At 67.3% G+C, this 25402-nt stretch carries 33 protein-coding genes and 4 tRNA genes; 14 read left to right on the top strand and 23 right to left on the bottom strand.

Going from position 1 to position 25402, the window contains the following annotated elements; translation table 11 throughout:
• The first annotated feature begins 44 nt into the window (after positions 1 to 44).
• Positions 45 to 1424 carry a CCA tRNA nucleotidyltransferase gene (gene cca / locus IEV64_RS07615; RefSeq protein WP_007274868.1) on the top strand — a complete coding sequence of 460 codons (1380 nt, stop codon included), beginning with the start codon at positions 45 to 47 and terminating at the stop codon, positions 1422 to 1424.
• On the opposite strand, the gene IEV64_RS07610 is transcribed toward cca, so the two are convergent.
• From IEV64_RS07610 to IEV64_RS07595, 4 genes are all read right to left on the bottom strand, one after another.
• A complete protein-coding gene (locus IEV64_RS07610; protein WP_188423547.1) occupies positions 1403 to 2416 on the bottom strand; it encodes a histone deacetylase family protein in 1014 nt (337 codons plus the stop codon). The two genes, cca and IEV64_RS07610, sit on opposite strands and share 22 nt — an antisense overlap.
• On the bottom strand, positions 2416 to 2847 hold the full coding sequence (locus IEV64_RS07605) for a histone (RefSeq protein WP_004970449.1): 432 nt from the start codon (positions 2845 to 2847) through the stop codon (positions 2416 to 2418). Before IEV64_RS07605 ends, IEV64_RS07610 begins: the two co-directional genes overlap by 1 nt.
• A 215-nt stretch (positions 2848 to 3062) precedes the next feature.
• Complete coding sequence (locus IEV64_RS07600; RefSeq protein ID WP_007274870.1) at positions 3063 to 4532, bottom strand: single-stranded DNA binding protein; 1470 nt, start codon at positions 4530 to 4532, stop codon at positions 3063 to 3065.
• Positions 4533 to 4724: 192 nt separating this feature from the next.
• The gene (locus tag IEV64_RS07595; RefSeq protein WP_007274871.1) at positions 4725 to 5231 is read right to left on the bottom strand and encodes a hypothetical protein; all 507 of its coding nucleotides are present in this window, start codon (positions 5229 to 5231) and stop codon (positions 4725 to 4727) included.
• A 147-nt stretch (positions 5232 to 5378) separates the two neighbouring features.
• On the opposite strand from IEV64_RS07595, the gene IEV64_RS07590 reads away from it, so the two are divergent.
• A tRNA-Arg gene (locus IEV64_RS07590) sits at positions 5379 to 5451 on the top strand.
• A 232-nt stretch (positions 5452 to 5683) separates the two neighbouring features.
• Here the strand turns inward: IEV64_RS07590 and IEV64_RS07585 are convergent.
• Both IEV64_RS07585 and IEV64_RS07580 read right to left on the bottom strand, forming a co-directional pair.
• Positions 5684 to 6367 (bottom strand): rhamnogalacturonan acetylesterase, encoded by a 684-nt coding sequence (locus tag IEV64_RS07585; protein WP_007274872.1) that lies wholly within the window; start codon positions 6365 to 6367, stop codon positions 5684 to 5686.
• Positions 6368 to 6544: 177 nt separating this feature from the next.
• Positions 6545 to 6769: a DUF7564 family protein gene (locus IEV64_RS07580; protein ID WP_083874908.1), complete on the bottom strand. Its 225-nt coding sequence runs from the start codon at positions 6767 to 6769 to the stop codon at positions 6545 to 6547.
• Positions 6770 to 6913: 144 nt separating this feature from the next.
• Between IEV64_RS07580 and IEV64_RS07575 the strand changes: the two genes are divergently transcribed.
• Entirely contained in the window at positions 6914 to 7528 is a 615-nt protein-coding gene (locus tag IEV64_RS07575; protein ID WP_007274873.1) for a DUF309 domain-containing protein, read from the top strand.
• A gap of 27 nt (positions 7529 to 7555) precedes the next feature.
• Here the strand turns inward: IEV64_RS07575 and azf are convergent, their stop codons facing one another.
• Entirely contained in the window at positions 7556 to 8344 is a 789-nt protein-coding gene (gene azf / locus IEV64_RS07570; protein ID WP_007274874.1) for an NAD-dependent glucose-6-phosphate dehydrogenase, read from the bottom strand.
• 100 nt (positions 8345 to 8444) lie between these two features.
• On the opposite strand from azf, the gene IEV64_RS07565 reads away from it, so the two are divergent.
• Positions 8445 to 8786, top strand: coding sequence for a dihydroneopterin aldolase family protein (locus IEV64_RS07565; protein WP_188423546.1), 342 nt, complete (start codon positions 8445 to 8447; stop codon positions 8784 to 8786).
• A gap of 93 nt (positions 8787 to 8879) precedes the next feature.
• On the top strand, positions 8880 to 9323 hold the full coding sequence (locus IEV64_RS07560) for a DUF5790 family protein (RefSeq protein ID WP_188423545.1): 444 nt from the start codon (positions 8880 to 8882) through the stop codon (positions 9321 to 9323).
• Positions 9324 to 9386: 63 nt separating this feature from the next.
• On the opposite strand, the gene IEV64_RS07555 is transcribed toward IEV64_RS07560, so the two are convergent.
• The 5 genes from IEV64_RS07555 to IEV64_RS07535 all read right to left on the bottom strand — a co-directional run bounded on the left by IEV64_RS07555 (position 9387) and on the right by IEV64_RS07535 (position 13983).
• A complete protein-coding gene (locus IEV64_RS07555) occupies positions 9387 to 10109 on the bottom strand; it encodes a creatininase family protein (protein ID WP_188423544.1) in 723 nt (240 codons plus the stop codon).
• Between the two features lie 44 nt (positions 10110 to 10153).
• Positions 10154 to 12091 (bottom strand): ABC transporter ATP-binding protein, encoded by a 1938-nt coding sequence (locus IEV64_RS07550; RefSeq protein WP_007274878.1) that lies wholly within the window; start codon positions 12089 to 12091, stop codon positions 10154 to 10156.
• Between the two features lie 62 nt (positions 12092 to 12153).
• Entirely contained in the window at positions 12154 to 13047 is an 894-nt protein-coding gene (locus tag IEV64_RS07545; RefSeq protein ID WP_188423543.1) for a NosD domain-containing protein, read from the bottom strand.
• A gap of 128 nt (positions 13048 to 13175) precedes the next feature.
• Positions 13176 to 13445 (bottom strand): DUF7538 family protein, encoded by a 270-nt coding sequence (locus IEV64_RS07540; RefSeq protein WP_007274880.1) that lies wholly within the window; start codon positions 13443 to 13445, stop codon positions 13176 to 13178.
• 40 nt (positions 13446 to 13485) lie between these two features.
• Complete coding sequence (locus IEV64_RS07535; protein ID WP_188423542.1) at positions 13486 to 13983, bottom strand: DUF192 domain-containing protein; 498 nt, start codon at positions 13981 to 13983, stop codon at positions 13486 to 13488.
• Between the two features lie 93 nt (positions 13984 to 14076).
• On the opposite strand from IEV64_RS07535, the gene IEV64_RS07530 reads away from it, so the two are divergent.
• Positions 14077 to 14150: transfer RNA gene (locus tag IEV64_RS07530), tRNA-Val, on the top strand.
• A gap of 113 nt (positions 14151 to 14263) precedes the next feature.
• Here IEV64_RS07530 and IEV64_RS07525 read toward each other — a convergent pair.
• Entirely contained in the window at positions 14264 to 14467 is a 204-nt protein-coding gene (locus tag IEV64_RS07525; protein WP_007274881.1) for a DUF8141 family membrane protein, read from the bottom strand.
• A gap of 105 nt (positions 14468 to 14572) precedes the next feature.
• On the opposite strand from IEV64_RS07525, the gene IEV64_RS07520 reads away from it, so the two are divergent.
• The 7 genes from IEV64_RS07520 to IEV64_RS07490 all read left to right on the top strand — a co-directional run bounded on the left by IEV64_RS07520 (position 14573) and on the right by IEV64_RS07490 (position 17817).
• Positions 14573 to 14971: a VanZ family protein gene (locus tag IEV64_RS07520; RefSeq protein WP_007274882.1), complete on the top strand. Its 399-nt coding sequence runs from the start codon at positions 14573 to 14575 to the stop codon at positions 14969 to 14971.
• A gap of 44 nt (positions 14972 to 15015) precedes the next feature.
• Positions 15016 to 15684 (top strand): hypothetical protein, encoded by a 669-nt coding sequence (locus IEV64_RS07515; protein ID WP_004970465.1) that lies wholly within the window; start codon positions 15016 to 15018, stop codon positions 15682 to 15684.
• 61 nt (positions 15685 to 15745) lie between these two features.
• Positions 15746 to 15819, top strand: a tRNA-Phe gene (locus IEV64_RS07510).
• Positions 15820 to 16250: 431 nt separating this feature from the next.
• A complete protein-coding gene (locus IEV64_RS07505; protein ID WP_004057907.1) occupies positions 16251 to 16445 on the top strand; it encodes a cold-shock protein in 195 nt (64 codons plus the stop codon).
• Positions 16446 to 16605: 160 nt separating this feature from the next.
• Positions 16606 to 16800, top strand: a complete 195-nt coding sequence (locus IEV64_RS07500) for a cold-shock protein (protein ID WP_004057909.1) — start codon at positions 16606 to 16608, stop codon at positions 16798 to 16800.
• A gap of 168 nt (positions 16801 to 16968) precedes the next feature.
• A complete protein-coding gene (locus tag IEV64_RS07495; protein ID WP_049920525.1) occupies positions 16969 to 17694 on the top strand; it encodes a DUF2270 domain-containing protein in 726 nt (241 codons plus the stop codon).
• A 49-nt stretch (positions 17695 to 17743) separates the two neighbouring features.
• Positions 17744 to 17817 (top strand) — tRNA-Phe (locus tag IEV64_RS07490).
• Positions 17818 to 18561: 744 nt separating this feature from the next.
• Here IEV64_RS07490 and IEV64_RS07485 read toward each other — a convergent pair.
• From IEV64_RS07485 to IEV64_RS07445, 9 genes are all read right to left on the bottom strand, one after another.
• Positions 18562 to 19371: a DUF7537 family lipoprotein gene (locus IEV64_RS07485; protein WP_007274884.1), complete on the bottom strand. Its 810-nt coding sequence runs from the start codon at positions 19369 to 19371 to the stop codon at positions 18562 to 18564.
• A gap of 102 nt (positions 19372 to 19473) precedes the next feature.
• Entirely contained in the window at positions 19474 to 19866 is a 393-nt protein-coding gene (locus IEV64_RS07480; protein WP_007274885.1) for a winged helix-turn-helix domain-containing protein, read from the bottom strand.
• A gap of 94 nt (positions 19867 to 19960) precedes the next feature.
• Complete coding sequence (locus IEV64_RS07475) at positions 19961 to 20608, bottom strand: helix-turn-helix domain-containing protein (protein WP_007274886.1); 648 nt, start codon at positions 20606 to 20608, stop codon at positions 19961 to 19963.
• 87 nt (positions 20609 to 20695) lie between these two features.
• Positions 20696 to 21157 carry a pyridoxamine 5'-phosphate oxidase family protein gene (locus tag IEV64_RS07470; protein WP_004970470.1) on the bottom strand — a complete coding sequence of 154 codons (462 nt, stop codon included), beginning with the start codon at positions 21155 to 21157 and terminating at the stop codon, positions 20696 to 20698.
• A 162-nt stretch (positions 21158 to 21319) separates the two neighbouring features.
• Entirely contained in the window at positions 21320 to 21466 is a 147-nt protein-coding gene (locus IEV64_RS07465; protein WP_004970471.1) for a DUF7560 family zinc ribbon protein, read from the bottom strand.
• A 106-nt stretch (positions 21467 to 21572) separates the two neighbouring features.
• Positions 21573 to 21737, bottom strand: a complete 165-nt coding sequence (locus IEV64_RS07460; RefSeq protein WP_004970472.1) for a DUF7560 family zinc ribbon protein — start codon at positions 21735 to 21737, stop codon at positions 21573 to 21575.
• Positions 21738 to 21849: 112 nt separating this feature from the next.
• A complete protein-coding gene (locus tag IEV64_RS07455) occupies positions 21850 to 22251 on the bottom strand; it encodes a winged helix-turn-helix domain-containing protein (protein WP_007274887.1) in 402 nt (133 codons plus the stop codon).
• Between the two features lie 56 nt (positions 22252 to 22307).
• Positions 22308 to 23165, bottom strand: a complete 858-nt coding sequence (locus IEV64_RS07450) for a DUF5995 family protein (protein ID WP_188423541.1) — start codon at positions 23163 to 23165, stop codon at positions 22308 to 22310.
• Between the two features lie 118 nt (positions 23166 to 23283).
• Positions 23284 to 23739 (bottom strand): pyridoxamine 5'-phosphate oxidase family protein, encoded by a 456-nt coding sequence (locus IEV64_RS07445; RefSeq protein ID WP_007274889.1) that lies wholly within the window; start codon positions 23737 to 23739, stop codon positions 23284 to 23286.
• 122 nt (positions 23740 to 23861) lie between these two features.
• Between IEV64_RS07445 and nucS the strand changes: the two genes are divergently transcribed.
• Positions 23862 to 24662 carry an endonuclease NucS gene (gene nucS / locus IEV64_RS07440; RefSeq protein WP_007274890.1) on the top strand — a complete coding sequence of 267 codons (801 nt, stop codon included), beginning with the start codon at positions 23862 to 23864 and terminating at the stop codon, positions 24660 to 24662.
• On the opposite strand, the gene IEV64_RS07435 is transcribed toward nucS, so the two are convergent.
• A complete protein-coding gene (locus tag IEV64_RS07435) occupies positions 24663 to 25313 on the bottom strand; it encodes a type 1 glutamine amidotransferase (RefSeq protein WP_188423540.1) in 651 nt (216 codons plus the stop codon).
• Positions 25314 to 25402: the final 89 nt, after the last annotated feature.

Genomic DNA, 25402 nt, shown 5'->3' with positions numbered 1-25402 from the left:
GGAGCACCGTCACGCTTTCGCCCGCCCGCGGGGAACCAGCGGGCATGACGAACTCGGACCTCGACGCGGTCGTCGCCGCGGTCCGCGAGCGCATCGACCCCGACGAGGCGGAGCGTCGGGCGCTCGCGGACGCCGCGGCGGCGCTCGAATCCCGCGTCCACGACGCCCTCGCGGACCTGCCGGTGGACGCCGACGCGCTCCAAGTCGGCAGTACCGCCCGCGGCACGTGGCTCTCGGGCGACCGCGACATCGACCTGTTCGTGCGCTTCCCGGCCGACCTCGACCGCGAGGAACTCGAAGCGTACGGCCTCGAAGTCGGCCACTCCGTCCTCCCCGACGGCCACGAGGAGTACGCCGAACACCCCTACGTGAAAGGCGACTACGGCGGCTTCGACGTGGACCTCGTCCCCTGTTACGACGTGCCGTCCGCCTCGGACATCCGCTCTGCGGTCGACCGGACGCCGTTCCACAACGCCTACCTGACCGAGCGCCTCGACGACGGCCTCGCGGCGGACGTGCGCGTCTTCAAGCGCTTCCTGAAGGGCATCGGTGCCTACGGGAGCGACCTCCGAACCGAGGGCTTCTCGGGCTATCTCGCCGAACTCCTCGTGGTCGAACACGGCGGCTTCGAACCGTTGCTCCGGGCGGCCGCCGATTGGAGCCCGCAGGTCGAGTTCGACCCGGAGGACCACGGGACGCGGCGTTTCTCCGACCCGCTCGTCGTCATCGACCCGACCGACCCCGAGCGGAACGTCGCCGCGGTCTGCTCGGCGGAGAACGTCGCGCGGCTCCAGCACTACGCCCGCGACCTGCTTTCTGACCCGCGGGAATCGCTGTTCTTCCGGCCCGACCCGCCGGCGCTCGACGCCGACGGCGTTCGCGACCACCTCGACCGCCGCGGCACCACGGCCGTCGCCGTCGTCTTCGACTGCCCGGACCTCGTGGACGACCAGCTCTACCCCCAGCTCAGAAAGTCGCTGACCGGCGTCGCCGACGGCCTCGACAGACGCGGCTTCGACGTGTTCCGGCGCGCGACGTTCGCCGACACCGAAGACGACGCCGACGGCGAGGCCGTCCTGTTCGCGGAGCTCTCGGTGGCCGAGCGCCCGACAGTCGAGCGCCACGAGGGGCCGCCGGTCCACGTCCGCCAGCACGCCGAGGGGTTCTACGGCGCGTACGAGGGCGGCGACGACCACTACGGGCCGTTTCTCGACGGCGACCGCTACGTGGTCGAGCGCGAGCGGGAGTTCACCTCGGCGACCGGCTTCCTCGAAAGCGACGCGCTGTTCGACGTGGCGCTCGGAAAACACGTGGAATCGACGCTCAAAGAAGACGGCTACGACGTTCTCGTCGGCGACGACGTGGCCGCGCTCGCCGAGTCGTTCGGTCCCGAGTTGGGTCGCTACTTCGCGCCGAGGCCGTGAGCGGCGCGCACGTCGTCGACTAGCTCGACGTTCTTCTCGTCGGGGTCTTCGTCGGGCCCCATCGCGATGCGGCCGTCGAACGTCTCGTGGACGGTCGCGACGCCCTCGGAGAGCGTGTCGAGGCCGTAGCCACCTTCGAGGACGAACGCGATGGCGGCATCGGTCGCCGCACAGAGCTCCTGCACGCACTCGGTGAGCATCGCGTAGCCCTCGGTCGAGACGCGCATCCGCGAGATGGGGTCGTGGCGGTGGGCGTCGAAGCCGGCGCTCACGATGAACAGGTCGGGGTCGAACCGCTCGACGGCGGGCGCGATGGCCTCGTCGAACGAGTAGACGTAGTCGGCGTCGCCCGCGCCGGCGCGGAGCGGGACGTTGAGAGTGGACCCCTCGCCGTCGCCCTCGCCGGTCTCTTCGACCTCGCCCGTGCCGGGGTAGAGGCCGTCCTCGTGGATGGACGTGTAGAACACGTCGCCGCGGTCGTAGAAGATATCCTGCGTGCCGTTGCCGTGGTGGACGTCCCAGTCGAAGATGGCGACGCGCTCGGCGAGGCCGTCGTCGATGACCGCCTGCGCGGCGACGGCGGCGTTGTTGAAGAAGCAAAAGCCCATGGCGTCGTCCTCGACGGCGTGATGGCCCGGCGGGCGGCCGAGCGAGAACGGGGTGTCGCGGCCGTCGTCACCGTCGAGCGCGGCGCGGGCGGCCCACTCCGCGAGGCCGGCGGCGGTGAGCGCGGCGTCCCACGACGCCTCGACGGCGACGGTGTCGGGGTCCCAGTTGCCGCCGCCGTCGGAACAGAAGTCGTGGAACTCGTCGACGTAGCTGTCGTCGTGGACGGCCGCGACGGTGGATTTCTCGGCGGGCGGGGCGTCGACGTACTCGACGCCGTGGCGCTTCGCCAGCCCGCGCCGGATGGCCCGCAGTCGGTCGGCCGTCTCGGGGTGTCGCGGCCCGGTGTCGTGGTCGAGACACGTTTCGCTGTAGCCGAATTGCATTATTCGAAGAGGGAGAAGTAGGTCTCGATGTCCTCGGATTGGACCGTCCGCCGGTCGGCGTGGTGGGCGAGCTTGACGGCGGCGCCCGCCACGTTGACGGCGTAGTCTTCGAGGATATCGGCCAGGGCGATTCGAGCGTCCATCGCGACGCGGTAGCGGTCGTCGATTCGGAGGCGAGCGATGCGGTCGATGGGGGCGATAGGGAGGGAGAGTTCGTCGCGGTCGACGACCTGTTGAACGCCGAAGTCCTCGGCCATCAACGTCTTGCGACCGTCCGCCGTCGCCCGGTCGGCGGCGTCTATCGCGAGTTCCGCGCCGCGGTCCTGAATCCGGCGGGCGAGCGCCTCGGCGGCGCCGGCGCTCACTCGCAACTCACCTGCGTTCTGCCGGATAATCGCGTCTACCGGGGCGAACGGTAGCTCGACACTCATACCCACATATCGGGTCCGTGTGGCGTATAATCCTTTCCGTCGCGGCCCCTTCTGGATTTTATCGCACGGAGCGCTCTCGAGGGGACGGATTTCGCTGTGAGAACCCGGAAAAACCGGACGAACAATGAGTCAGATTCGACGGCTCGCCGACGGCGGTGGGCGGTGGGCGACCAGCGACCTCTGACCGGTGACCGCCGACCGGTGGTCTCCCCGCCCTACCGCTGCGCGCCGGTGTGGACTTCGACCGTCTCCGCGCTGATGCGGCCGTCGGTCTCCGTCCCGGAGACGGTCACCTCGTCGCCGAGGCCGAGGTCGGCGTCGGTGTCGACGGTCTTGGTCTGCGTGCCGTCGTCGAGGATGACCGGCGTCCCGGCCTGCACGACCGTCCCGGTGAACTCGACCGACTCGCCGGCGGCCTCGGCCGCGGACGCGTCCGACGAGGACCCGCCGTTCGCGGCGGACGCACCGTCGGACGACCCGGACGACTCGGACGACCCGTCACCGGAGAACGCGCCGAGACCCTGGTCGCTCGGCGGGCTGGGGGCCGACCCGCCGGCGTCGGTCCCGGCCGCGCCCTCGGGCGCCTCGTCCATCACGGTGACGGACGACCGCCAGCCGGCGGAGGCCTCGAGGTCCTCCTGCCAGCCCTCTTTTATCTCTACGTCGGTGATGACGACGTAGTCCGCGAGGTCGACGTCGGCGTCCGCCTTCTCGCCCCAGAGGGCGACCCGGATGTCGCCGGTGCCGTCCTTGACGCGGATGTTTCGCACCTGCCCCTCAGAGCCGTCGTCGCGGTCGAAGGTGCGCTTGCCGTCGGCCTCGATGACGCCGCCGGCGATGTCGACCGTCTGGCCGAGTTCGAGCGTGCCGATGTCGGTCGTCTCGGGGACGTACTCGATGTCCTCGTCGATGACCTCGACCGCGCCGCGGGAGCCGACGTGGAGTTCGAGCGAGCCGTCGCGCTCGCGGACGTAGCCGTCGACGACCTCGACCGACTGGCCCGTTTCGAGCTCCTCGGCGAGGTCCGCCCGCTCGTCCCAGAGCGTGACGCGGACGCGGCCGGTCGGGTCGCCGACCGAGAGGTTCGAGACGCGACCCTCGGTGCCGTCGTCGCGGTCGAACGTTCGGACGGTTCCGGTGTCGAGAATCTTGCCTTCGAGGTTCACGTCCGAGAGGCCGAGCGCGAGGTCTTCGACGCGGTAGGTGTCGAGCACCTGCACGTCGACCTCGGCGTCGAGGTCCTCTTCGACCTTGCTGGCGCTGACTTCGACGCCGTTGTAGCCGTCTTTCGGGCGGCCGCCGATGCGGAGGACGGTGCCGACTTCGAGGTTCTCCTTCGCGCCGGCGGCCATCTCGTCCCACAGCGAGACGCGGATGCGCCCGGTCTCGTCGGCGACCTCGATGTTGACGACCCGCCCGTCTTCGTCCTCGCCGTCGCGCTCGAACGTCCGCACCTCGCCGATGCTGACGACCTTGGCGAGGAACTTCACGTCCTCCATCCCGGGTTCGATGTCGGCGATGCCGTGTACCTCCTCGTCGCGCAGTTCGTGGGCGATGAGCATCGCCGCCGTCTCCTCGTCGGCGAGGCCGCCCATCTGTTCGACCTTGTCGTTGACCGCCGCCTCGAACTCCTCGAACTCGACATCGGTGTCGAGGTCGTCATAGACCTCCCGGATGACGCCCATCAGGCGTCACCTCCCGGAACGAAGCGCGCGCGTCGCCGCAGACCAAACGTCGTACTCATACTATGGTCGAACAGGGAAGGGCGGCGCTTAAGCGTTGTTTTCCTCCGGATTGGAACGCGCGAGCGACGGCACGAATCGAGCGACATAGCGGGGGTGGCCGCGGCCTCGGATTTGAACCTTCGGACCCGACCGTCAGGCGTCCACGTCGATGCGAGCGACCTCCCGGCGGCCGTCCGCGTCGTCGTGGACGACGACCGCCCGACCGGGGAGGCCGCTCTCGAACCGGAGCGTCGCCTCGTAGCCGCGGGCGACCGGCGATTCGGCGCAGTTCTCCGCGTCGGCTCGCCCGACGGTCTCGACGACGACCGTGGCCGTGTCCGACTCCGCGTCGTAGTCGGCCCGCGCGAGTCGGGCGACGGCGCAGTCGGTCGCCCCCGAGACGCACCCGACGACGGAGACACCGGTTTCGGTCTCGGACGCGAGCGCCCCCTCGGCCGGGCAGGCGTCGGCGCGGACGGGCGTGAACGACCGCCCGACGAGTCGCGGATGACGGGGCGTCTCCGCCGGCGTCGGCGACGCGGTCCCGGTCTCGGTGCCGGTGCCCGCCGGTGACTGCTCCGCCGCGTCGCCGCCGCTCGAACACCCCGCGAGCGAGGCGCACAGCCCGGCGGTTCCGAGGAGGAGCGCGCGTCGATTCACGTCCGGGACTAAGCTCGCCGGCGAAAAAGTCCTTGCGTGCGACACGCACACCGACGCCCGCCTCGTGCCGTGGTCCCGCGGTTCATTGAGAGTTCACATCGTAACCGTCTTAAGTAACCGTCGAGTACCGGAGAATGCAGTAAGACAGTCCTGATAGGGTAGTGGACTATCCTCCTGGCTTGCGGAGCCAGGGACCGGAGTTCAAATCTCCGTCAGGACGTTTCTACGAGGAACTACACGACGAGCGAAGCGAGGAGTCCGCTCCTCGTTGAAACTCCGTTTCGGAGACTTGAACAGGGAGCGACCGAAGGGAGCGAGTGAGTTCAAATCTCCGTCAGGACGTTTCTCTCTGGACCTGACCTTCGAGAGCCCTCTGTTCTCTCGGGTCGGTTCACATTCTCTACGGAGACCTGAACGGCAAGCGACTTCGTCGCGACCGGGTTCAGCGCTCGTCAGGACTCGACGTGAGCGGCCAACCCGAGCTCCAGTTCTTCGACCCCGTCGAGTACCACGTCGGCCATGCGGCGCGCCCCGCGCTCGCTGAAGTGCGTGTCGTCGGCGACACCCTCCGGATAGTTCGGGTGTTCGCCCGGTTCGAGGTGGTTGTAGAGGCCCGTCGACTCCGCGGGACCGAGTTCCGCCAGGAGCGCCCGCGTTCGCTCGTCCATGTCGATGAACGGAACGTCGCGGTCGCGTGCGACGGTTCTCGTCAGGTCGGCGTACTCGCGGTGGGTGTCTTTCGGGACGCCGTCGTCGTCGAAGTGGCGGCGCGCGATGGACGTGAGCAACACCGGCGTCGCTCCGCGTTCGCGCGTCTCGTCGACGAACGTCCGGAGGTTGTCGACGAACGCCGCCTCGGTCGTGTGCTGTTCCTTCGAGGGCACCTCGTCGTTGTGGCCGAACTGGACGAACACGTAGTCGGTCGCGGTCAACTGGCGGACCACGGGACGCCAGCGACCCTCCGCCAGAAACGTGCGGGTGCTCCGGCCGTTTCGGGCGTGGTTCGCCACCGCGACGGCGTCGTCGAAACAGTCGGCGAAGGGCATTCCCCACCCGGTTTCCGGGCGCTCGTTCGCCTCCTTATCGGCCATCGTGGAGTCCCCGACGAGATGAACGGTAATCGACTCGGACGACATTTCGGTAGCGCTCGTCCGGACGACGTATAGAGACACCGGCCGAGTCAATCGACGGGGGGAAACCCACCGCCTAACCGTCGCTAACGGGAGCCTACCGGCGTCAAATGCGAATCGCGAGGTCGGAGAAATCACGGAACGCCGAGCGCACTCGGCAGTCACGGACCGCGAAAAACGCGCTTACGCCTCGTCGTAGGGGGGTTCGAGGCCGGGCGACCGCTCGTCGTCCTCGCGGCGGCGGACCGACGAGGTCGTCCGCGACCGCTGTGGACGGGGGCGAGGCGTCTCCTCCGAGCGGGGCTTTGCGGCCCACGACCCGTGGCAGTCCCGACAGTAGTTGCCTTTGTACGACCGCGTGAACAGGTACTGCTCACCACAGCGGATACAAACCGGGGACGGAGTCATCGTTCGACACCTCGGACGAGGGTTTCGAGGGCATTCATGTGCTATCATACCTCATATGTTCCCGAGAGGGATAAGTATGCCAGCCCTACGTCCCGAGAGCGCGTCCTTCGCGGAATCTTTACTCGTGGACGGCGAACGGTTCGCATGGACGATTCGCTTCGCGCAGGCGTCGCCATCTACAACGCGGGCGCGTTCCGGGCGGCCCACGGCGCGTGGGAGTCGCGGTGGCTGTCGCTCGAACGCGACACTGACGACGAGCGGTTCCTCCACGGCCTCATCCAGTTCACCGCGGCGGTCCACCACGCCCGCGACGGCAACGACTCCGGCGCGGTCGGCCTCGCCCGGAGCACCCGGGAGTACCTCGACGGCCTCGGCGACGACTACCGCGGCGTCGACCTCGCCGAAGTGCGGGCGTTTCTCGCGCGCCTCGAAGCCGACCCGGGAGTCGCCGCCGCCGACCCGCTGGCGCTCCGACTCGATGGCCGAGTCGTCACGTACGACGACCTCGATTTCGACGCGGTCGCCGTCGCGGCCGAGACGCTCGCGGAGGAACTGGACGGCTACGACGAGTCGGTCGTCGCCGACGCCGTCGAATACGCCCGCGGGGAAATCGCCGAGGGAGCACAGACGCAGTTCACGGCGATGGTGTTCGATTTCGTGCGCAACGAGGCCCAGCGAGGACTGGTGTTTCAGCGATTGAGCGAGCACGTCCGCCGGCGGCGACGGCGCGAAGACGACGTGAGCGGCCTGTTCGAGTGAGGAGAAACCGGGGTTCCGACGCCGCGGTCAGGCCTCGTCCAGCGGTTCGCCCTCGAAGGTGAACTCGGCGGAGTTGTCCTGCGGGTCGTAGCCGAGCACCGCCCGAGCGCGGTCGATGGAGTAGTACTTCCGGTCGTTGTCGGAGATGCCGTAGACGATTTCGTAGTCGTAGTCGGCCTCGATACAGCACTCGAAGAGGTGCGCGCAGTCGCGGTACGACAGCCACATCGCCTGTCCGCGCTCGTACTCCTTCGGCGGGTGGTGCTGAGTGAGGTTGCCGATGCGGACGTTCACGACCGAGATGTCGTGGTGGTCGTGGTAGTACCGACCGAGCGTCTCGCCGGCGGCCTTGCTCACGCCGTAGAGGTTACTCGGGCGCGGCAGTTCCGTCCCGTCGAGTCGGAACTCGTGGTGCGGGCGGTACATGTCGGGCGTCCGGTCCGTGGTCTCGTACGCCCCGACGGCGTGGTTCGAGGAGGCGAACGCGAACTTCTCGACGCCGGCGTCGACCGCGGCGTCGAACATCTGTTGGGTGCCGTCGATGTTGTTCCGGAGGACGCTGTCCCACGGCGCTTCGGGCCGCGGGTCGCCCGCGAGGTGGATGACGGCGTAGACGCCGTCCATGGCGTTTCGCACGGCGGTCTCGTCGGTGACGTCGGCGACGTACACCTCCGTGGGGTCGACCGATTCGGGTATCTTCTCGTCGGAGAGTGGCTCGCGGTCCAAAAGCCGCCAGTCGTAGGCGTCGCCGATGTGCCCTAGTATCGCCTGGCCGACGCGCCCGCCAGCCCCCGTCAGCAAAACCGGCTGGTCCATTCGGTTCTACGTCCGGCGAGGGAGGCTAAGTAAGGACCGATTCGCGCTCGCTCGCCACCTCGACCGGCGAACTTTACCCGGCGGCGGCGGAGTTCCCGGTATGGTCACAGACCCGCAGACGGCCTGCTTCGAGGCGGGCATCAAGTTCGGGACGCTCTACCACCAGTTCGCCGGGACGCCGGTCAGCCCTGACAGCGCCCGGAGCCTCGAACGGGCCATGGCCGAGGCCATCGAGAACCAACCGTACTGCGAGTCGGTCTCCGTGCACATTCTCGACGGCGCACTGGAGACCGAACTCGCCGACTCGACCGCCGACTACACCGAACTCACGGGGCGGTTCATGGAAGTCGAGATGGAAATCGACTACGAGGGCGTCCGCGTCCGGACGGAAATGGAGATGGAAGACGGCTACCCGCTGATGAAACTCATGTCGGTCGAGTGAGGTCGGAAATCGGCCGCGACCGCGACCGAGTCGCTCGATTTCACTTTCACTTTCGGGGTCGTTTTTAAACCCCCGCGTGCCGAACGTGTGAGCATGAGTCAAAGCACGCTCGGCGACGACGACCTGTTCGGAGAGGCGGCGGCGGAGATGCGCGCCGACGTCGAAGAGCACCTCGGCGAGGCGCGGTCGGCGCTCCCCGACCCGGACGACGTGTGGGAGGCCGAGGCCGACAACGTCCTCGGCGTCCTCAACGGCCTCCGCTCCTCGCTCAACGTCGAGGGCGCGGCCGAGCACGTCCGACAGGCCAAGAAGTGGTACGTCATCGGTCAGCGCGCCGAGGCGTTCGACGACCCCGAGGACCTCGAAGCGGCCATCGAAGAGCTGGAAGAACTCATCGAGATGGTGGAGGAGGCCCACGAACTCGTCGGCGACCTCACCAACACGATGCCGCAACTCCGCGGCGCGCTCACCGACGCGGCCGAGGCGGCGGAAGCCGCCGGCGCGGACGACGACGAAGACGAGGAAGAAGCGGAGTAACTCGCCCGCCGGCCGACCAGTCCATCGGTGAGCCGGTGGGCTGGTGGGCCGGACAGCGGCCGTTCAGTCGAGTTCTCGACTCTCGACCGCGTCGAGGAGCGACGCGAGCGAGTCGGCGGCGAGCGATTCCAGTTCCGCGCCGCGGTCGGCGTCCCCCTCGGCGGGGTCGCCGACGACGCCGTTGTCGGTGAACTCGTCGGAGTCGTGGGCGAGGTTGACGCCCAAGACCCACTCGCCCCAGCGGTCGGCACCGCCCGCGCGGGCCTCGTCGATTCGGTCCTCGCGGACCAGTTCTGGGTGCGTGTGGCGGAGGAGCGCGGTTTCTAACGGGCCGCCGTGGCCCATGTCCGAGGAGTGCTCGCCGACGGCGTCGAACCACGTGAAGGCGACCGCGTAAACGTCGCCCGTCCGCGAGACGCGCCGGCAGAGTTCCGCCAGCGCGTCGATGTTGCCGCCGTGGCCGTTGACGACGACGACGCGGTCGAAGCCGTGGTGGGCGAGCGATTCGATTGTCTCGCGGACGTACGCGCGGAAGGTGTCCGGGGAGACCCACAGCGTGCCGTCGAACGCGCGGTGTTCCTCGGCGACGCCGACCGGGATGGTCGGGCCGACGACGACCTCGCCGTCGAACGTCTCGGCCCCGGCCTCGGCGACCGATTCGGCGTTGAGCGCGTCGGTTCCGAGCGGCGCGTGCGGGCCGTGCTGTTCCGTGCTTCCGACCGGGAGGAGAGCGAGGTCGGCGTCGAGGTCGGCGACCTCGGTCCAGGTGGCCTCGGAGAGTCGCATGGCGACAGAAGGGACGGCCCCGACCTTAGTGATGGGCGCTTCGCTCAGTCGTTGCCGGCGTCGACCTCGGCCTGCCGGCGGGCGGCGCGCTCGACGAACTCGTCGGGGAGCTGGTCGATTTCGCCGGCCTGCACGCCCCAGAGGTGGGCGTAGAGGCCGTCTTCCGCGAGGAGGTCGTCGTGGGTGCCGCGCTCGACGATGCGGCCGTCTTCGAGGACGAGAATCTGTTCTGCGTCCTTGATGGTCGACAGGCGGTGGGCGATGCTGAACGTCGTCCGGTCGGCCGTGAGTTCGTCCAGCGAGCGCTGGATGAGCATCTCCGTCTCGGTGTCCACGTCCGAGGTCGCCTCGTCGAGGACGAGGATGTCGGGGTCTTTCAGGATGGCGCGGGCGATGGAGACGCGCTGGCGCTGGCCGCCCGAGAGCTTCACGCCGCGCTCGCCGACCTTGGTGTCGTAGCCCTCGGGGAGGTTCGAGATGAACTCGTGGGCCTCGGCGGCCTTGGCGGCCGCGACGACCGCCTCGTCGTCGGCGTCGAACGTCCCGTAGGTGATGTTGTCGCGGACGGTCCCGTAGAACAGGAACGTCTCTTGGCTGACGTAGGCGATTGACTCGCGGAGGCTGGAGATGGTCACGCCGCGCACGTCCTGGCCGTCGACGCTGACGCGCCCCTCGTCGGGGTCGTACATCCGCATCAGGAGCTTGAGAATCGTCGATTTCCCCGCGCCCGTGGGGCCGACGAGCGCGAGCGTCTCGCCGCCGTCGACCTCGAAGGAGACGTCCTCGACGATGGTCTCGCCGTCGCCGTAGCCGAACGTCACGTCGTCGTACTCGACGCGGCCCTCGGAGACGGCGAGGTCGGGCGCGTCGGGCTGTTCGGCCAGCCGCGCGGGCTCGTCCATCAGGCCGAAGATGCGGGCGCTGGACGCGCGGGCGCGCTGGTACATGTTGATAATCTGCCCGAACTGAGCCAGCGGCCAGACGAACTGCTGGGTGAGCAGGATGAACGTGACGAACTCGCCGATTTCGAGGTCGCCGGTGAAGGGGCCGGGACCCTGTCCGTTGATGACCCACAGGCCGCCGACGACGAAGGTGAGCGAAAAGCCGATGCCCGCGAGGATGCGGAGCGCCGGGAAGAACTTGATTCGGGTGTTGATGGCGTCCCAGTTGGCGTCGAAGTAGTCCATCGAGACGCCGTCGACGCGGTCCGATTCGTGGGGTTCGGCGTTAAACGTCTTGATGACCTGAATGCCGCCGAGGTTGTTCTCCAGCCGGGAGTTGAGTTTGCCGACCGACGAGCGCACGTCGGCGTACTTCGGCTGGATGATGCCGACGAACTTCCACGTGAACAGCGCGATGAGCGGCACCGGCAACAGCGCGACGAGCGCGAGTTGCCAGTTGTACGAGAGGAGGACCACCGCGATGGCGACGACCATCACGAACAGGCGGAAAAACGAGTTCATCCCGTCGTTGAGGAACCGTTCGAGGCGGTTCACGTCGTTCGAGAGGATGGACATCATCTCGCCGGTCTGCTTGTCGGCGAAGAAGTCCATGTTGAGCAGTTGCATCCGGTCGTAGGTGTCGGTCCGGACGTCGTGTTGAATCTGCTGGGCGAAGGCGTTCCACCCCCAGTTGCGGAGCCAGTGGAACAGCGCGCCGGCGGTGAAACTGAACACGATGATGCCGACCGCCAAGAAGAACTGGCCGTCTCGGGTCGCGGGGACGAACGGGGCAATCCACGCCTCGGGGACGACGGGGAAACCGGCCGCGAACGACGTCTCCTGCCGGATGATGGCGTCGATGGCGAGGCCGAGGACGACCGGCGGCATGAGGTCGAGCACGCGGGCGGCGACGCTCGCGAGGACGCCCACGAGGAACTCGAAGGTGTTGTCGCGCCCGTACTCGGCGAACAGCCGCCGCATCGGGTTGTCGACCCGCGCTCGCTGGTCCTCGAACGGGTCGTCGTCGGTTTCAGGGGACACGACAACGGTTCAGGGGGCGCGCGCAGTAAAGCGCTCGGGTGGGGGAGCGGGCCGCCGGTAGCTCAACAGGAGGCGTTCCGAACCGTGTTCCTGCTCGAACCCCCGGATTCGACGACCGGCTGTTGGCTGACGCCGCAGAGGTCGTTCCGGATGAGTCGGTTGCGGTGGGAGTCCTCCAGCGTGACGCCGTGAGCCGAGAGACCGGTCGTCACGACGTTCTCGTGGAGGGAGTTTCGGTCGCTTCCGACGAGTTCGAACCCGGCGATGATGATATCGACCTCGTTTTCGACGAAGCGATTCCGGTGGCTGTCGCGGAGTTGGAACCCGGGGCCACCGCCGTCGGCGAGGTTCCGCTGGAACACGTTCCGATTGCTTCTGACGAGTCTTACCGGGAAGTCCTCGGTCAGGAACTCACAGTCGACGAACTCGTTTCGGTGCGAGTCCGTGAGCGTGAGCACGACCGGACTGACGAGCGTACACGACTCGAACCGGGTCCGCGTGGTGCGTCTGAGAACGACGCTCTCCGATTCGAAGATGAAAAAGCTCGTGTTCGTCACCGCACAGCGCGCTGTGTCCGCGAGGACGAACTGCGGGACCGGGTCGTACTGGTCGCCCGGATGGCCGACGACTTGCGAGTCCGCTATCGTCACCCGACTCGCATCCGTGATTCGGCCCCCCTTCGTCAGCACGATATCGGTTATCGAGACGCGACTGCCCGAAATCGTCGTCTCGCCGTTCACGGCGTAGCCCCGGCCGTCGACGCGGACGTCGTCGGCGAGAACCTCCAGACAGTCGAGGTCTCCGTCGAGGTAGTACCGCCCCGACTCGGTGACGCTCGCGCATCCCGAAAGCCCCACCTCGTCGGTCCGCAGTTGCAACACGCCCGGCGCGAGCGCCGGAAGCGCGGTGAGACCCAGTCCGCGAAGCGCCCCTCTCCTCGTGATGTGTGTCGACATGGCACTTATCCAACTACAACACGTCGGCACAAATACAGATATTGTGAGATTGTTACCAACTACGTATCATAATTCGTGACGTACTGCAACGCCGACGGATGGGTGCGAGTCGGTCGCGCCGTCGGCGCTCAGACGACTCGGTCTTCGACCTCGGGGTCGATTCCGGCCTCGACGAGGTCCTGTCGGACGCGCTCGCGGAGCGGGTCGGGGACCGTGTCGCGGCCGACGGGGACCGCGACTTCGCCGTCGCCTTTCACCTTCCAGTAGAGGACGCAGTCGGACGGTTCGTAGTACTCGATGCTGTAGGCGTCGTCCGCCCCGCGGTAGTGGACCCGCGCCGCGAACTCCTCGGCGCGCCAGCCTTCGAGTTCGGAGAGCGCCGCGACGTGTGCTGTCATAGTGGGGTCAACGGTCGCCGGCCCTTCGGGCGTTTCGCTTCTACTCGGCTTCGACCCGGTCGCCCGCGTCGATGCCGGTCTCGTTCGTGTAGCCGTAGGGGAGTTCGAGGACGTACTTCCCGGTTCCGCGGTAGCGGGTGAGGTCGGATTCGCTCGTCCCCTCGGGGTCGAGTTCGGCGTGGTGGATGCGCGTGATGGTGCCGTTTTCGGCGACGAAGACGATGTCGAGGGGGAAGTCCATGTCGCGCATCACGTAGGCGTAGGTGCCCGACGAGTCGTGGACGAACCACATCCCCTCGTTTTCGGCGAGCGATTCGGTGTCGCTCAGGCCGGTAAAGCGCTTGGCGCGGGTGTCGGCGACGCGGGCGTCGACGGTCGCCAGGGTCTCGCCGGTCTCGTCGTCGACGACGGTGAGCGTGGTTCGTTCGTAGTCGTCGGTCGAGCCGGGGACGACCGCCGGGTTGGTGAGGTACGCGACGCTCGCGACCGCGACGACGACGGCGACGACGAGCAGGGCGATTCGCGCGCGAGAGGTCATTGGCGGACGTGACGGTCGCCGCGCGTCTAAGGGTTCCGGGGACCGGTCGAAACGAAAACCGTTATGAGCGCGAACCGGCTCGATTGAGGTGCAGGGCTCGTGGTCTAGTTGGTTATGACGCGGCCTTTACAAGGCTGAGGTCGGTGGTTCGAATCCGCCCGAGCCCACTAATTCTGTGTGAGCGACAGCGAACGCGAATTAGTGAACCGAGGGCGGGAGAACCTTACGGCAACCGAGCGGAGCGAGGTTGACGGAGTGGTTCGAATCCGCCCGACTCCACTCACACACTTCGTTGCATCACCAAAAGCGACATCGGGACGTTGGCGGCGACGAGACCGAACGCGCCGCCGACGAGCGGTTCGACACCCAGCGACGGACCGAGGAGGTAGCCGCCGACGAACCCGAGCGGGTCGAAGACCAACGCGAGGATGATGAGCTGTACTGCGAAGTTCTTGGAGGTGAACCAGCGGGGGAGTAGCGACACGGTTGTCGAAACGTGTCGCTCACCTGCTATTTAATTTCACGTGGTCGCGGTCGGAGCCACGAGGACGCGAACCCTTTTAGCCCACCACGAACCCACCACCGAGTAGTGAACCCAATCGCTCGACTCCGCGAGAACCCGCGGCGGGCGGCCGTCGCCCTCGGGTACGCGTTCGTCGTCCTCGTGGTGTCGGTCGTTCCGACGCCGCCGGGAAGCCTCACACCGATGGGTCCGTTCGGACTCGTCGGCCTCGACAAGTGGGTCCACGCGGTCGGGTACGCCGGTCTCGGATTCGCCGTCGCGTCCGCGATTCGCGCGAGGGGGCGCGAGGAGGTCGCGGCGGCCGTCGTCGCCGCCGGCGCGTTCGGCGCGGGTATCGAACTCGTGCAGGCGACGCTCCCGTATCGGTCGTTCGGCGTCGCCGACGCGGGGGCGAACCTCGTCGGGGCGGCCCTCGGTGGAATCGTCTGGGTCGTGGTCGCCCGCGGTTCGGAATCCCGGAGGTAGGATTATCTCACCCCCTCTCCAAGGGGGCACGAACGGTGAAGGCAATGGGCACGAGACGACTCATCCGGGCACTCGGTCTCGCGGGAATCGGCGTCGTCGGGACGTACCTCCTCGCGGTTCGACCGTGGCATAGGCGCTGGGGGACGACAGACGACGAGGCGACGGGGTGGCTCCCCGGTGACGACTTCGTCGCCGAGGCGGACGTCTCCTCGACGCGGGCGATTACGATTACGGCCCCCGCGCGGGCGGTCTGGCCGTGGCTCGTCCAGTTGGGGCAGGGTCGCGGCGGGTTCTACAGCTACGAGCGACTGGAGAACCTCTTCGGCCTGCAGATTCACAACGCGGACCGAATCCTCCCGCAACACCAGCGACTCGACGTGGGCGACGAGATACGACTCGGCCCGCCGGGGTCGGGCGCGCCGTCGTTCCGGGTCGCCTTCGTGGACCCCGAGCGGAGCCTCGTGTTGAGCGCGCCGGGCTGGGAGACCGGAGAGAGCCCGGCGACGTGGACCTTCGCGTTGCACGAGGTTGCGCCCGGCGCGACGCGGCTGGTCGTCAGGTTCCGCGGGCGGTCGGAGACGCTCCGCGAGCGCGCGATGAACCGATTGGTCGTCGAGCCGGTCCAGTTCGCCATGGAGCGGAAGATGCTCAAGGGGATTCGTTCGCGGGCGGAGCGGGCGCGGGCGAGCCCGACGGGCGGCCGGCACCGCTGACCGGACGCCGACGGGCGATTCGAAAGCCTTTTTGATTCGGTCCGGCTTCGGAAGAGTGCGAGCCGCCTTAGCTCAGACTGGGAGAGCACTCGACTGAAGATCGAGCTGTCCCCGGTTCAAATCCGGGAGGCGGCATATTCTGAGATTCTGAGCGGGGCGAAGAATCGGAGAAACGACGCCGGACTGATTTGAACCCAAGAAGTCGAACGGAGTGAGTCTTCTTTCGGTTCAAATCCGGGAGGCGGCATTTCTCTGTACCTGACCACCGAGCGAAGCGAGCGTGGCAGGTACTGTAACTGCCACCCGACCGAATTCTGAACCAGCGAGCAAATCGAAGATTTGCGAGCGAGGTTCAAATCCGGGAGGCGGCATTTTTCTGCGAACTACCGAGGGAGCGGAGCGACCGAGAGTCACCCTCGGTCGGCGGCAATCGAATTCCGGGCGGCGCAATCGAACAAGACAGCATTCAGACGTTTCAACCCCGGAGAACCGAACACACGGCACCGCTGGACCCAGAGACGTTCTTCAGAAGACTTATCCGCGTGAGGTCGCTTGATTCAAAGGCAATGGCGAAAGGTAAGGTCGACTTCTTCAACGACACTGGCGGCTACGGTTTCATCTCTACTGACGACGCGGACGACGACGTGTTCTTCCACATGGAAGATGTTGGCGGTCCGGACCTCGAAGAGGGTCAGGAGATCGAATTCGACATCGAGCAGGCCCCCAAGGGCCCGCGCGCGACGAACGTCACCCGCCTCTAAGCAGGTTTCCGTTCACCGCAGTACATTCACAGACTGACGAACTTTCTTCCGTTTTTCACGCCCGCGAGCGGCGGCGCTCGGCGGCGCACCGTGAGTCGGGCGAGCGATACCCTCGCCATGCGGAAGGGTTATCCGTTCGCAGGCACGTTGTACGGTTGCAATGGCGAAAGGTAAGGTCGACTTCTTCAACGACACTGGCGGCTACGGTTTCATCTCTACTGACGACGCGGACGACGACGTGTTCTTCCACATGGAAGATGTTGGCGGTCCGGACCTCGAAGAGGGTCAGGAAGTGGAGTTCGACATCGAGCAGGCCCCCAAGGGCCCGCGCGCGACGAACGTCACGCGCCTGTAATTCGGTTTCCGAATTCAGTACCAGACGAATCGATTTCTGAGCGCTTTTTTACACACTCTGAGCCGCGAGGCTGTCCGACGCAGGACGGCGCGCGTCAGACAGTCGCCACCCCAACTCACAACCCAGAAGGCTCTTATCCCTCGGTAGTTGTGCATCAAATGAACAACAATGTCCGACGACGGGGAGCTTGAACCTCCCGCGGGAATGGACGACTCCCACATCGGCGCGGGCGTCTTCGACGAGACGATGGGCCCGGGTTCGTCGTTCGCACACCTCTACCGGGGCGAGATACACCGGATGAAATCGTGGCGGGAGCGGCTGGACCGGACCAGCAACTGGGCGATTACGCTGATGGCCGGGATTCTGACGTGGTCGTTTTCCGCACAAACGCACCCGCACTACATCATCCTCCTCGGGGTGGTGACGCTGAGCATCTTCCTCTGTATCGAGGCGCGGCGCTTCCGCGCGTACGACATCTGGCGCTCGCGGGTTCGGATGTTCCAGCAGAACGTCTGGGCGTACGCGCTCGATCCCGACGGCGGCGTCCTCGACGAGGACTGGCGGAAGAAACTCGGCGAGGACTACCGCACGCCGAACATGAAGATACCCTTCGAGGAGGCCCTGGCGCATCGGCTCCGGCGGGTGTACCTGCCGCTTTTCGTCGTGATGCTCGTCGCGTGGGTCATCCAGTTGACGGCGTACACGGACGGTGCGACGCTCGTCGGGAGCGCCGGCATCGGCGGCATCCCCGGCAACATCATCGTCGCGTTCGTCGCGGGGTTCTACGCGACGCTGTTCGGCGTCTCGTTCCGCCCGCGCGAGTGGCACGTCAACGGCGAACTCATCCCGAGCGACGTGACGGGGTGGGAGGAGTCGGAGTACGGCGGGTCGTAGCGTCGCAATTCGAAATGGTTTTTTCGCTCCTGTGCGTCTGTCGAATCGCGCCGCCTTAGCTCAGACTGGGAGAGCACTCGACTGAAGATCGAGCTGTCCCCGGTTCAAATCCGGGAGGCGGCATTTCTCTGTACCTGACCACCGAGCGAAGCGAGCGTGGCAGGTACTGTAACTGCCACCCGACCGGATTCTGAACCAGCGAGCAACTCTCCGAGTTGCGAGTGGGGTTCAAATCCGGGAGGCGTATCACTACTGTACGGTTTGAAACGGTCTCCGAGGAGAGTAGAAGTGCTAAGAACAGACGCGACCAAATCCGACCCTCCTAATTAGGATATTTAGTATCCGAAATAAGGTGGTTAGCTTATTTGCAGATGGGAGCCAGAAAGTTCCTGAGCATCTCGATGATGCGAAGGATGAGCGCGATCCACTCCAGCAGGTCTTTGCAGGGCGGTTCCGTGTCGTTGGGGTCCGAGCATACTCGATCTTTGGTCCGATTTGAGGGTTTTCGATTCATGGATGTCACTCACAGTTGCCGCTGGTGACGCGAGGGCTGTTGCTAAGATTCTGCGCTCGATGCGCAAACTCCCGGTTAGCTCAACTTCGCGTGTTTCAACCCCACAAGGGTCCGTCTGTAAATTCAGTCTTCAAACCGCAGAGTTACATCTGAAGCTACTATAGCTTCAATCCCCACAATAGGTCCGTCTATACTCAATATAGATTTTCTCTGCCCTTAGTCTCTTTGACTCTTCGTGTACCCAGATATACGCACGATCTCAAGAAGAGCTGAAACAATCGGAACACAGCTTAGAGACAGGGCGCGAAACTGGGTGCAGAGGCCGGCTACCTAAGCCACAAAACCATCCCCGCCTACGCCCGCGCTTCGTCGAGCCACGCGGGTTCGTCGACGGTCGTCGAGCCGACGCCCGTGAGCGAGTACTCCCACGACCCGCTCACCTCGGACCCGTCGTCCATCCGCCCCGAGAACGACCACGATTCGTGGCGCGAGAGGCCGTCTTCGTCGACGAGGACGACGTACTCGAAGCTCGTGACCTCCAGGCTTCCGGGCTCGCCCTGCGCCGCGGCCGACCCGGCGAGAATCAGCGCCTCGTTGGCGGCCGACAGCTCGTAGCGCTCGACGGACGCGCCGTCGAACGTCTCGGTGCCGGCGAACGTCAGGTCGTCGTCAGCGCCGTACGCGCGGGCCTGCGAGAGCGCGATGGCGGTGGCGAGGACTTCCGTCGACCCCTCGTAGGAGGTGTAGGTGGCCTCGTCGCCGTCGCCGACCCGGACGTACGTCACGCCGTCTGTGACGAACTGCTCGACGGCTCCCTCGTCCGGTTGACCGTCGGTCGTCGACGTCGTGCGGGTGTACGACCGTTCGGTTTCGAGGTCGGCGGCGAACTCGCGGGTGACCGCGGTTTCGACGCCGTCCGCGTCGACGCCGGTGTACGACCAACTGACGGTGAAGCTCCCGGCGTCGCGGAGGAGTCGCTCGGGGTCGCTCAGTTCGAAGTCGTCGCCGTCGGTCGACTCGCCGGTATCCGCGCTGTCACCGCCGCCGGTCGACTCGCCAGTGTCGTCGGTCTGGGCGGCCGGCGCGACGTCAGCGCCGCCGGCACAGCCGGCGAGGAGCACGAGAACTGCGACGATCAGGACTGGAATGCGGTTGGAATACACGACAACCGTACGACGAGTAGAATCTTAAGTAGGCACAGCAAATCGCGGTCGAATCGGTGCGACCGGCGCGAAACTGGCGAATGGAAAAGGTGAGCGCGACGCTCAGGCGGTGACCGACGCCGACTGCGCCACGTCGCGGTGCGAGACGCGGACTTCGACGCCCGACGGGGTGACGGAGACGGTCACGTCGTCGACGGTGCGTTCGTATTCGGCCGTGTGGGTGCCGGAGCGGGAGATGCGGAGGCGCTTCGAGAGGAGGCCGGCGTCCACGAGCGGGTCGAGTTTGCGGTAGGTCGTCGAAAGCGGGAGGTCGCACGCCTCCGAGAGCTCGCTCGCCGAGCGGGCGACGCCGTCGGTCGCGTCGAGGATGCACCGGCAGTCGTCGTCTTCGAGAAGGGAAAACAGCGCGTCGACCTCGGCGTGGTCGTCGACGACGCGGGGTTCCGAGGAAGCGGTTGCGGAGCGGAAATCGAACGGGAGCGAAGCCTGACTCATACTTCTGTAGAATCGGCGAACGGGGACCAACTGACAACCCCGATAGCGTGGGACGTTTATATACCCCGGTGGGGAGGGGAGCCCGCGGCGGTCGCTAGCCCTCTTCGAGGACGTCGCCGAGCAGTTTCGTCAGGGCGGCGGCGAGGTGTTCCGAGAACGTCGACTGGTTGATGTCGAGTTCGGCCGCGACCTCGGTCGCGTTGGCCCCGCGCGGGCGCTCGAAGTAGCCCATGTCGTAGGCGGTCTGGAGGACTTCGAGTTGGCGGGCGGTGAGCTTCCCGCGGTCGACGAAGACGCTGTCGCCGGGGGCGTCGCCGGTCGGCGAGCGCACGAGGCGCTTGATGTCGAGCCCGGGGAAGCGGTCGCGAAGCTCGCCGATGACGGTCTGTAACTGCTCGTAGTCGGCGGCGTGGAAGACGAGCGTCAGACTGCCGCGCTGGGCGAAGTAGCGGTCGACCGGACAGCCAAACTCGCCGAGGCACTCGCAGGGACAGCCGACGCTCCCATCGTGCGTGTAGCGATAGAGGTGCTTCGAACCGTAGGAGAAGATGGGTTCGAGCGCGGCCGCCTCCGGCGGGTCGTCGGCCTCGACGACGAACTCGGAGACGCTGACGTCGCCGGGGGTGGAGACGACGCTGGTCGAGACGGAATCGACGACGGAGTCCGTCGAGTGGGCGACCGAGGCGACGGGGCAGACCGACGGCGAGGCGAACTCGACCGTGGCGCGAATACCGGCTGGCATCGTGTTACGCGCGGGCGAGTCGGGGTTCGTCGCAGGGCGGGGCGACCGCCGCGACGAGGGCCGTCCCGGATGAGACGACCGCGGACATTACTGGTCGGACTCCGCGTCGTCCAGTTCGACGGCCCGGCCGCTGAGCGTCTCGGGGTCGAGTTCGAACAGTTGGATGTCGAGGTCGCGCTTCGTCTCGCCCCAGATTTCGAACAGCGGGCGCTTTGCCTTGCCGTACTGGACGATTCGTTCGACGGTCAGCTCGTCGGGGTCGACGCGTTCGAGCGTCCCCTCGGCGATGATGCTCCGATAGCTCCCGTCGTTCGACTCGTGGACGACGAGTCGCGCCCGCGGCGACGACGTGAGGAACTGCCGCTTTTCGCTTTCGGGCGTGGAGACGAGTCGGAGATAGAACCGACCGCTCTCGCCGTCGTAGCCGTAGGAGATGGGAATCGCGTATGGTTCGTCCGCCTTCGCGAGCGAGAGGACGCCCGTCTCGTGACGAGCGAGAACCTCGTGTATCTCGTCGGGCGAGAGTTCGGTCTGTTGGTCCAGAGACATCGGTTCGTACCACCAGACTCGCGGCCGACGTAATTACTGTTACTTCTCGGCGACGCCCGCGCGAGTCCAGTCGGGCGAAATCGGCGGACTCGGTCGGGGACGGGTCGCGGGCGAATCGCGGGCGGCTGGCGGGTCGCGGGCGGGTCGGGAACAGGGGGGCGCTCAGGCGGTCGAAAAGGCGTCCGTCGTGAGCGCGGCGCTACAGATGACACAGCCGTTTTCGAGGAGGGCGTCGCGCATGGAGTCGTTGACCAGCATGGACTCCGCACACTCCGGGCAGACGAACGTGTAGTCCGCGCTGTCGCTCATGTGGTTCGTAGTACGCGTGGCACACGTATATGTAGCCTACTGTTTCTCGAACGCCGGGCGCGCGACGGGCCGCGCGCCGCGGCCGGACGCGACGGGGAACTGCGACTCACGCGGGACATGGGTCGAAGGCGTCGGTCGAGGCGGGGCTTCCGCAGATGGGACAGCCGCGTTCGAGGACCGCCGCGCGCATCCCGCCGTTGACGGCGAAGCCCTCGCCGCACTGCGGACAGGTGAACTCGTAGTCGTCCGCCGGCGTCGGTGTCGCGCTCATCAGTCCACCTCCGGCGAGGCGAGCGCCGTCTCGGTTCGCTCCGTCCGTCGCGTCGATTCGACGCCCCGCGTCGCGGGCGGCGACGGCGACCGCGTCGACGCGCTCATCGAGGTCATCGCGACCGGGCCTCCGAGCCGTCTTCGCCGCCGTCGGTGGCGACCTGCCGGAACGCGAGCGACACGCCCGCGTCGTCGAACGAAAACGAGAGCGTGTCGAAGTTGGTCGCGAACTCCCGCGGGTGGTGCGTCGCCGTCTGGACCCGCAGTCGCTCGTCGAGGAGCGACGCCTCGGTGAGCGAGTCGAGCTTCCGGTAGACCGTCGACAGCGGCACGTCACAGAGTTCGGCGCACTCCTGTGCGGTCCGCGGGCCCCCATCGCAGGCGGCGAGGATTCGCCGGCTGTCGCCGTCGCTGAGCGCCGAGAGGACCGCCGACGGCTCCGCGGCGACCTGCTGGGTCCGGTTCGGGTCGAGCGTCGATGCGCTTCGGGCGGCGACTGCGGAAGGCGAGTTCATACTTCGATAGACGACGGACACCGGGAGGTAACTCCCCCCGCGCTATCCGGGGGGGTTTAAGTACTCGACTCGTCGCCGGCTTCGAGTTGCGCCAGTCTGCGGCGCACCGCGGGGTTCGAACTCGGCGCGAGGATAAAGCGGCCCGCGCCCATCGTGAGGCTCCGCAAGTACCAGTAGACGACGCGCCGGACCGGGCGGAACCGGCCGTCCGTCAGGGCGACCGCGCCGCGCCACGCGTTCCGCCGCCCCTCACGGAGCGTGAAAAACGACAGCGCCTCGTCCAGCCGACCCAACGACTCGTCGATGTCGGCGACGCCCTCGGCGTACCGCTCGGCGATGAGGTCCTCTTCCTCGTCGACGAGGCGGCGGAGGACCCGGTTGATGCGGCGGTGGTCGTCGTACTTCGCGGGGCGGTCGGGGTCGATGCCGACCTCGTGGAGCGCCAGCGCGAGGTCGTAGTTCACGTGGGCGTTGACGCCGAGCAACACGTCCTGTACGACGAGCGACTCCCCGGCGAGCGCCGTCTCGAAGGAGAGTCGCCACGGGTCGGGCACGTCGTCGTGGTCGCCGCGCTCGAAGGCGCGGAACGCCCGGCGGTAGTGGTCCGCGAAGGTGACGAGGTAGTCGGCGACCCAGTCGGGGTCGGCGAACTCGTCGCCGCCGAGGCCGCGGTCGACCTCGGCGGTCACGCGGGCGTAGATAGTCAGGAACGCGGCGCGGCGGTCGCCGCGCTCGTACAGGAGCGATTCGAGCGCCGACAGGCGGTCGTGGGCGTCGGCCACGTCTCGGAACGGCGCGTCGACGAGGGCGAGAACCTCCTCGCTCGCGTCGGGAGCGACGCCGGAAAGCGACGGGTTCGGCGTCCGCACCGCGGCCGCGAGCTTTCTGGCCTCCTCGAACGTCGTCCGTTGCATCGGCTGAACGCTCAGACGGTCCCGGCTTCGATAACGATACCGGCGCGCGGGGGTCGACCCCGGCGTGCGAGGGTCGGCCGCACTGGTGGCCGCGACGGGCCACGCGGCGACCCGGCGCTCACGCGCGCCGGCGTTGAAGCCCCGACCGGGACGCGATGCGAAGCTCCCAGCCGAGGATGTCCTGCATCGGCTCCGTCTCCGAGAACAGGGTCGGATACCACGCGTTGTCTCCGAGCACGTCGCGGACGCGGTCCCAGTCGCCGTCGTCGACCCGGCGGAGTTCGCCGTCGACGACGACGCTCTCCCACTCGTCCCGCGAGGGGGCGTTCCAGACCGCGAAGCTCGCGCGGGCGGTCCGCTCGGCGAACTCGGTCTTCTTCGAGGACTCCCCGGGCCGGAGGAAGACGAAGTAGAGCCGCTCCCGGTCGGCGTCGTAGCCGAACGAGAGGGGAATCCCGTAGGCGACGCCGTCGTCCGCGAGCGAGAGAACGCCGACGCCCTCCTCGCGGAGCAGGCGGTTTATCTCCTCGGCCGACATCTCGATTCGGTTGTGTTGGGCGAAGTCAGGGGCCATGGTACGTATACGCACGGAGATGACATAAGCCTGCCAGCGAACCGAGCCGGCGGCGTGCACCGCGGGCGGCCCGCGACGCGGGGCTTATCCCCGACGACGACGAACCGCGGGACGACACCCGGATGACGGTGAACACACTCCACCGGCCGACGCACCGAGACGCCCTCGTCCACCTCGAAGCCGCCTTCGAGCGCGGCGACATGGTGACGATATTCGGTCGGTGCACGGTCGATTACGACGGCCGCGCGACGAGCGAACTCGGTCCCGGGGACCGGCTCGTCGTCCTGAAGCCGGACGGCTCGATTCTGGTCCACACCGACGAGAAGCGGACGCCGGTCAACTGGCAACCGCCGGGATGCACTCACTCCGCGAGCGTCCGCGACGGCCGGCTTCGGGTCCGGAGCACGCGCACGAGCCCCGACGAGCGACTCGACGTGCGGTTCGAGCGCGTCGAGCAGTGTTCGGCCTACGCCGTCGACGACCGGAGCGACCTCGAACTCGTCGGGAGCGAGGAGGACCTGCGTCAGCACATCCTCGCGGATCCCGAAATCCTCGAACCGGGCTTCGAGCCTCTCGAAACCGAGCGGCAGAGCGACGCGGGCGCTATCGACATCTTCGGCGAGGACGCCGACGGCGTCCCGGTCGTCGTGGAGTTGAAGCGCCGGCGCGTCGGTCCCTCGGCGGCGAGTCAGCTCCGCCGGTACGTGGACGCGCTCCACCGCGAATTCGGCGACGACGAGCCGATTCGCGGCGTCCTCGTCGCTCCCTCGGTGACGGAGCGAGCCGCCGACATGCTCGACCGCGAGGGGCTGGAGTTCGTCGCGCTCGACCCCGAGACGGGCGAACCGCCGGTCGAGGAGGACGAGAGTGAAAGCGGGGGCGAAGGAGAAAGCAGAGACAGCGACGACGGCGACGACGCCTAATCAGTCCAGCCCGGCGGCGGCGGCGAAGTTCTCGACGGTTCGGTCGGCCGTCACGTCTCCGAAGTCGCGGTCGGCGTCGTCGCCGGGCCAGCCGAAGTCGTCGGCGACGCGGTCGAGGAGGGCGGCCGTGAACTCGGGGTGGTACTGGACCGTCCAGAGGGGCGCGTCCTCGTGGCGGGTCGCGAGGTGGTCGTAGTAGTCCGCGGCGGCGACGGTCTCCATGCGGTCGCCGGGGGCGACGACGTAGTCGCCGTGGACCATCGGGATGCGCTCGGAGACGCCCTCGAACAGGGGGTCGTCGCCGAGGTCCACGTCGGCGATGCCGCGGCGCTGGTCGCCGGCTTCGACGGTGCCGCCGAGGGCGTCGTTGACGAGCTGGTGGCCGAAGCAGACGCCCAGCGTGGGCAGTTCGCGGGCGACGAGGTCGCGGGCGAGCAGGCGCGCGTCGTCGAGCCACGGCCGCTCGTCGGTCTCGTAGACGCCCGCGGTGCTCCCGGTGAGGACGACGGCGTCGACGTTCGAGAGCGTCGGGAGACCGTCGGCGGGAAGGGAGTGAACGGTCCCCTCGCGGCCGTCGAGCGCGAGGTCGGCGAGCGCGTCGGTGAAGTACGTGGGGCCGTCCGCAGGCATACAGTCGCAGACGAGCAACATGGTCCGAATCGTGGCGGCGGCGGCGCATAAGACTGTCTCCCGGCCGGGACGGTCGGCCCGCCGCGACGAACCGGCGTGCCAGCGCCTGA

It is taken from the genome of Haloferax sulfurifontis, from assembly GCF_014635105.1.
Lineage (GTDB): Archaea > Halobacteriota > Halobacteria > Halobacteriales > Haloferacaceae > Haloferax > Haloferax denitrificans.
Note: the sequence above shows the minus strand (reverse complement) of the source record. Positions and strands in the feature narration are given on the sequence as shown.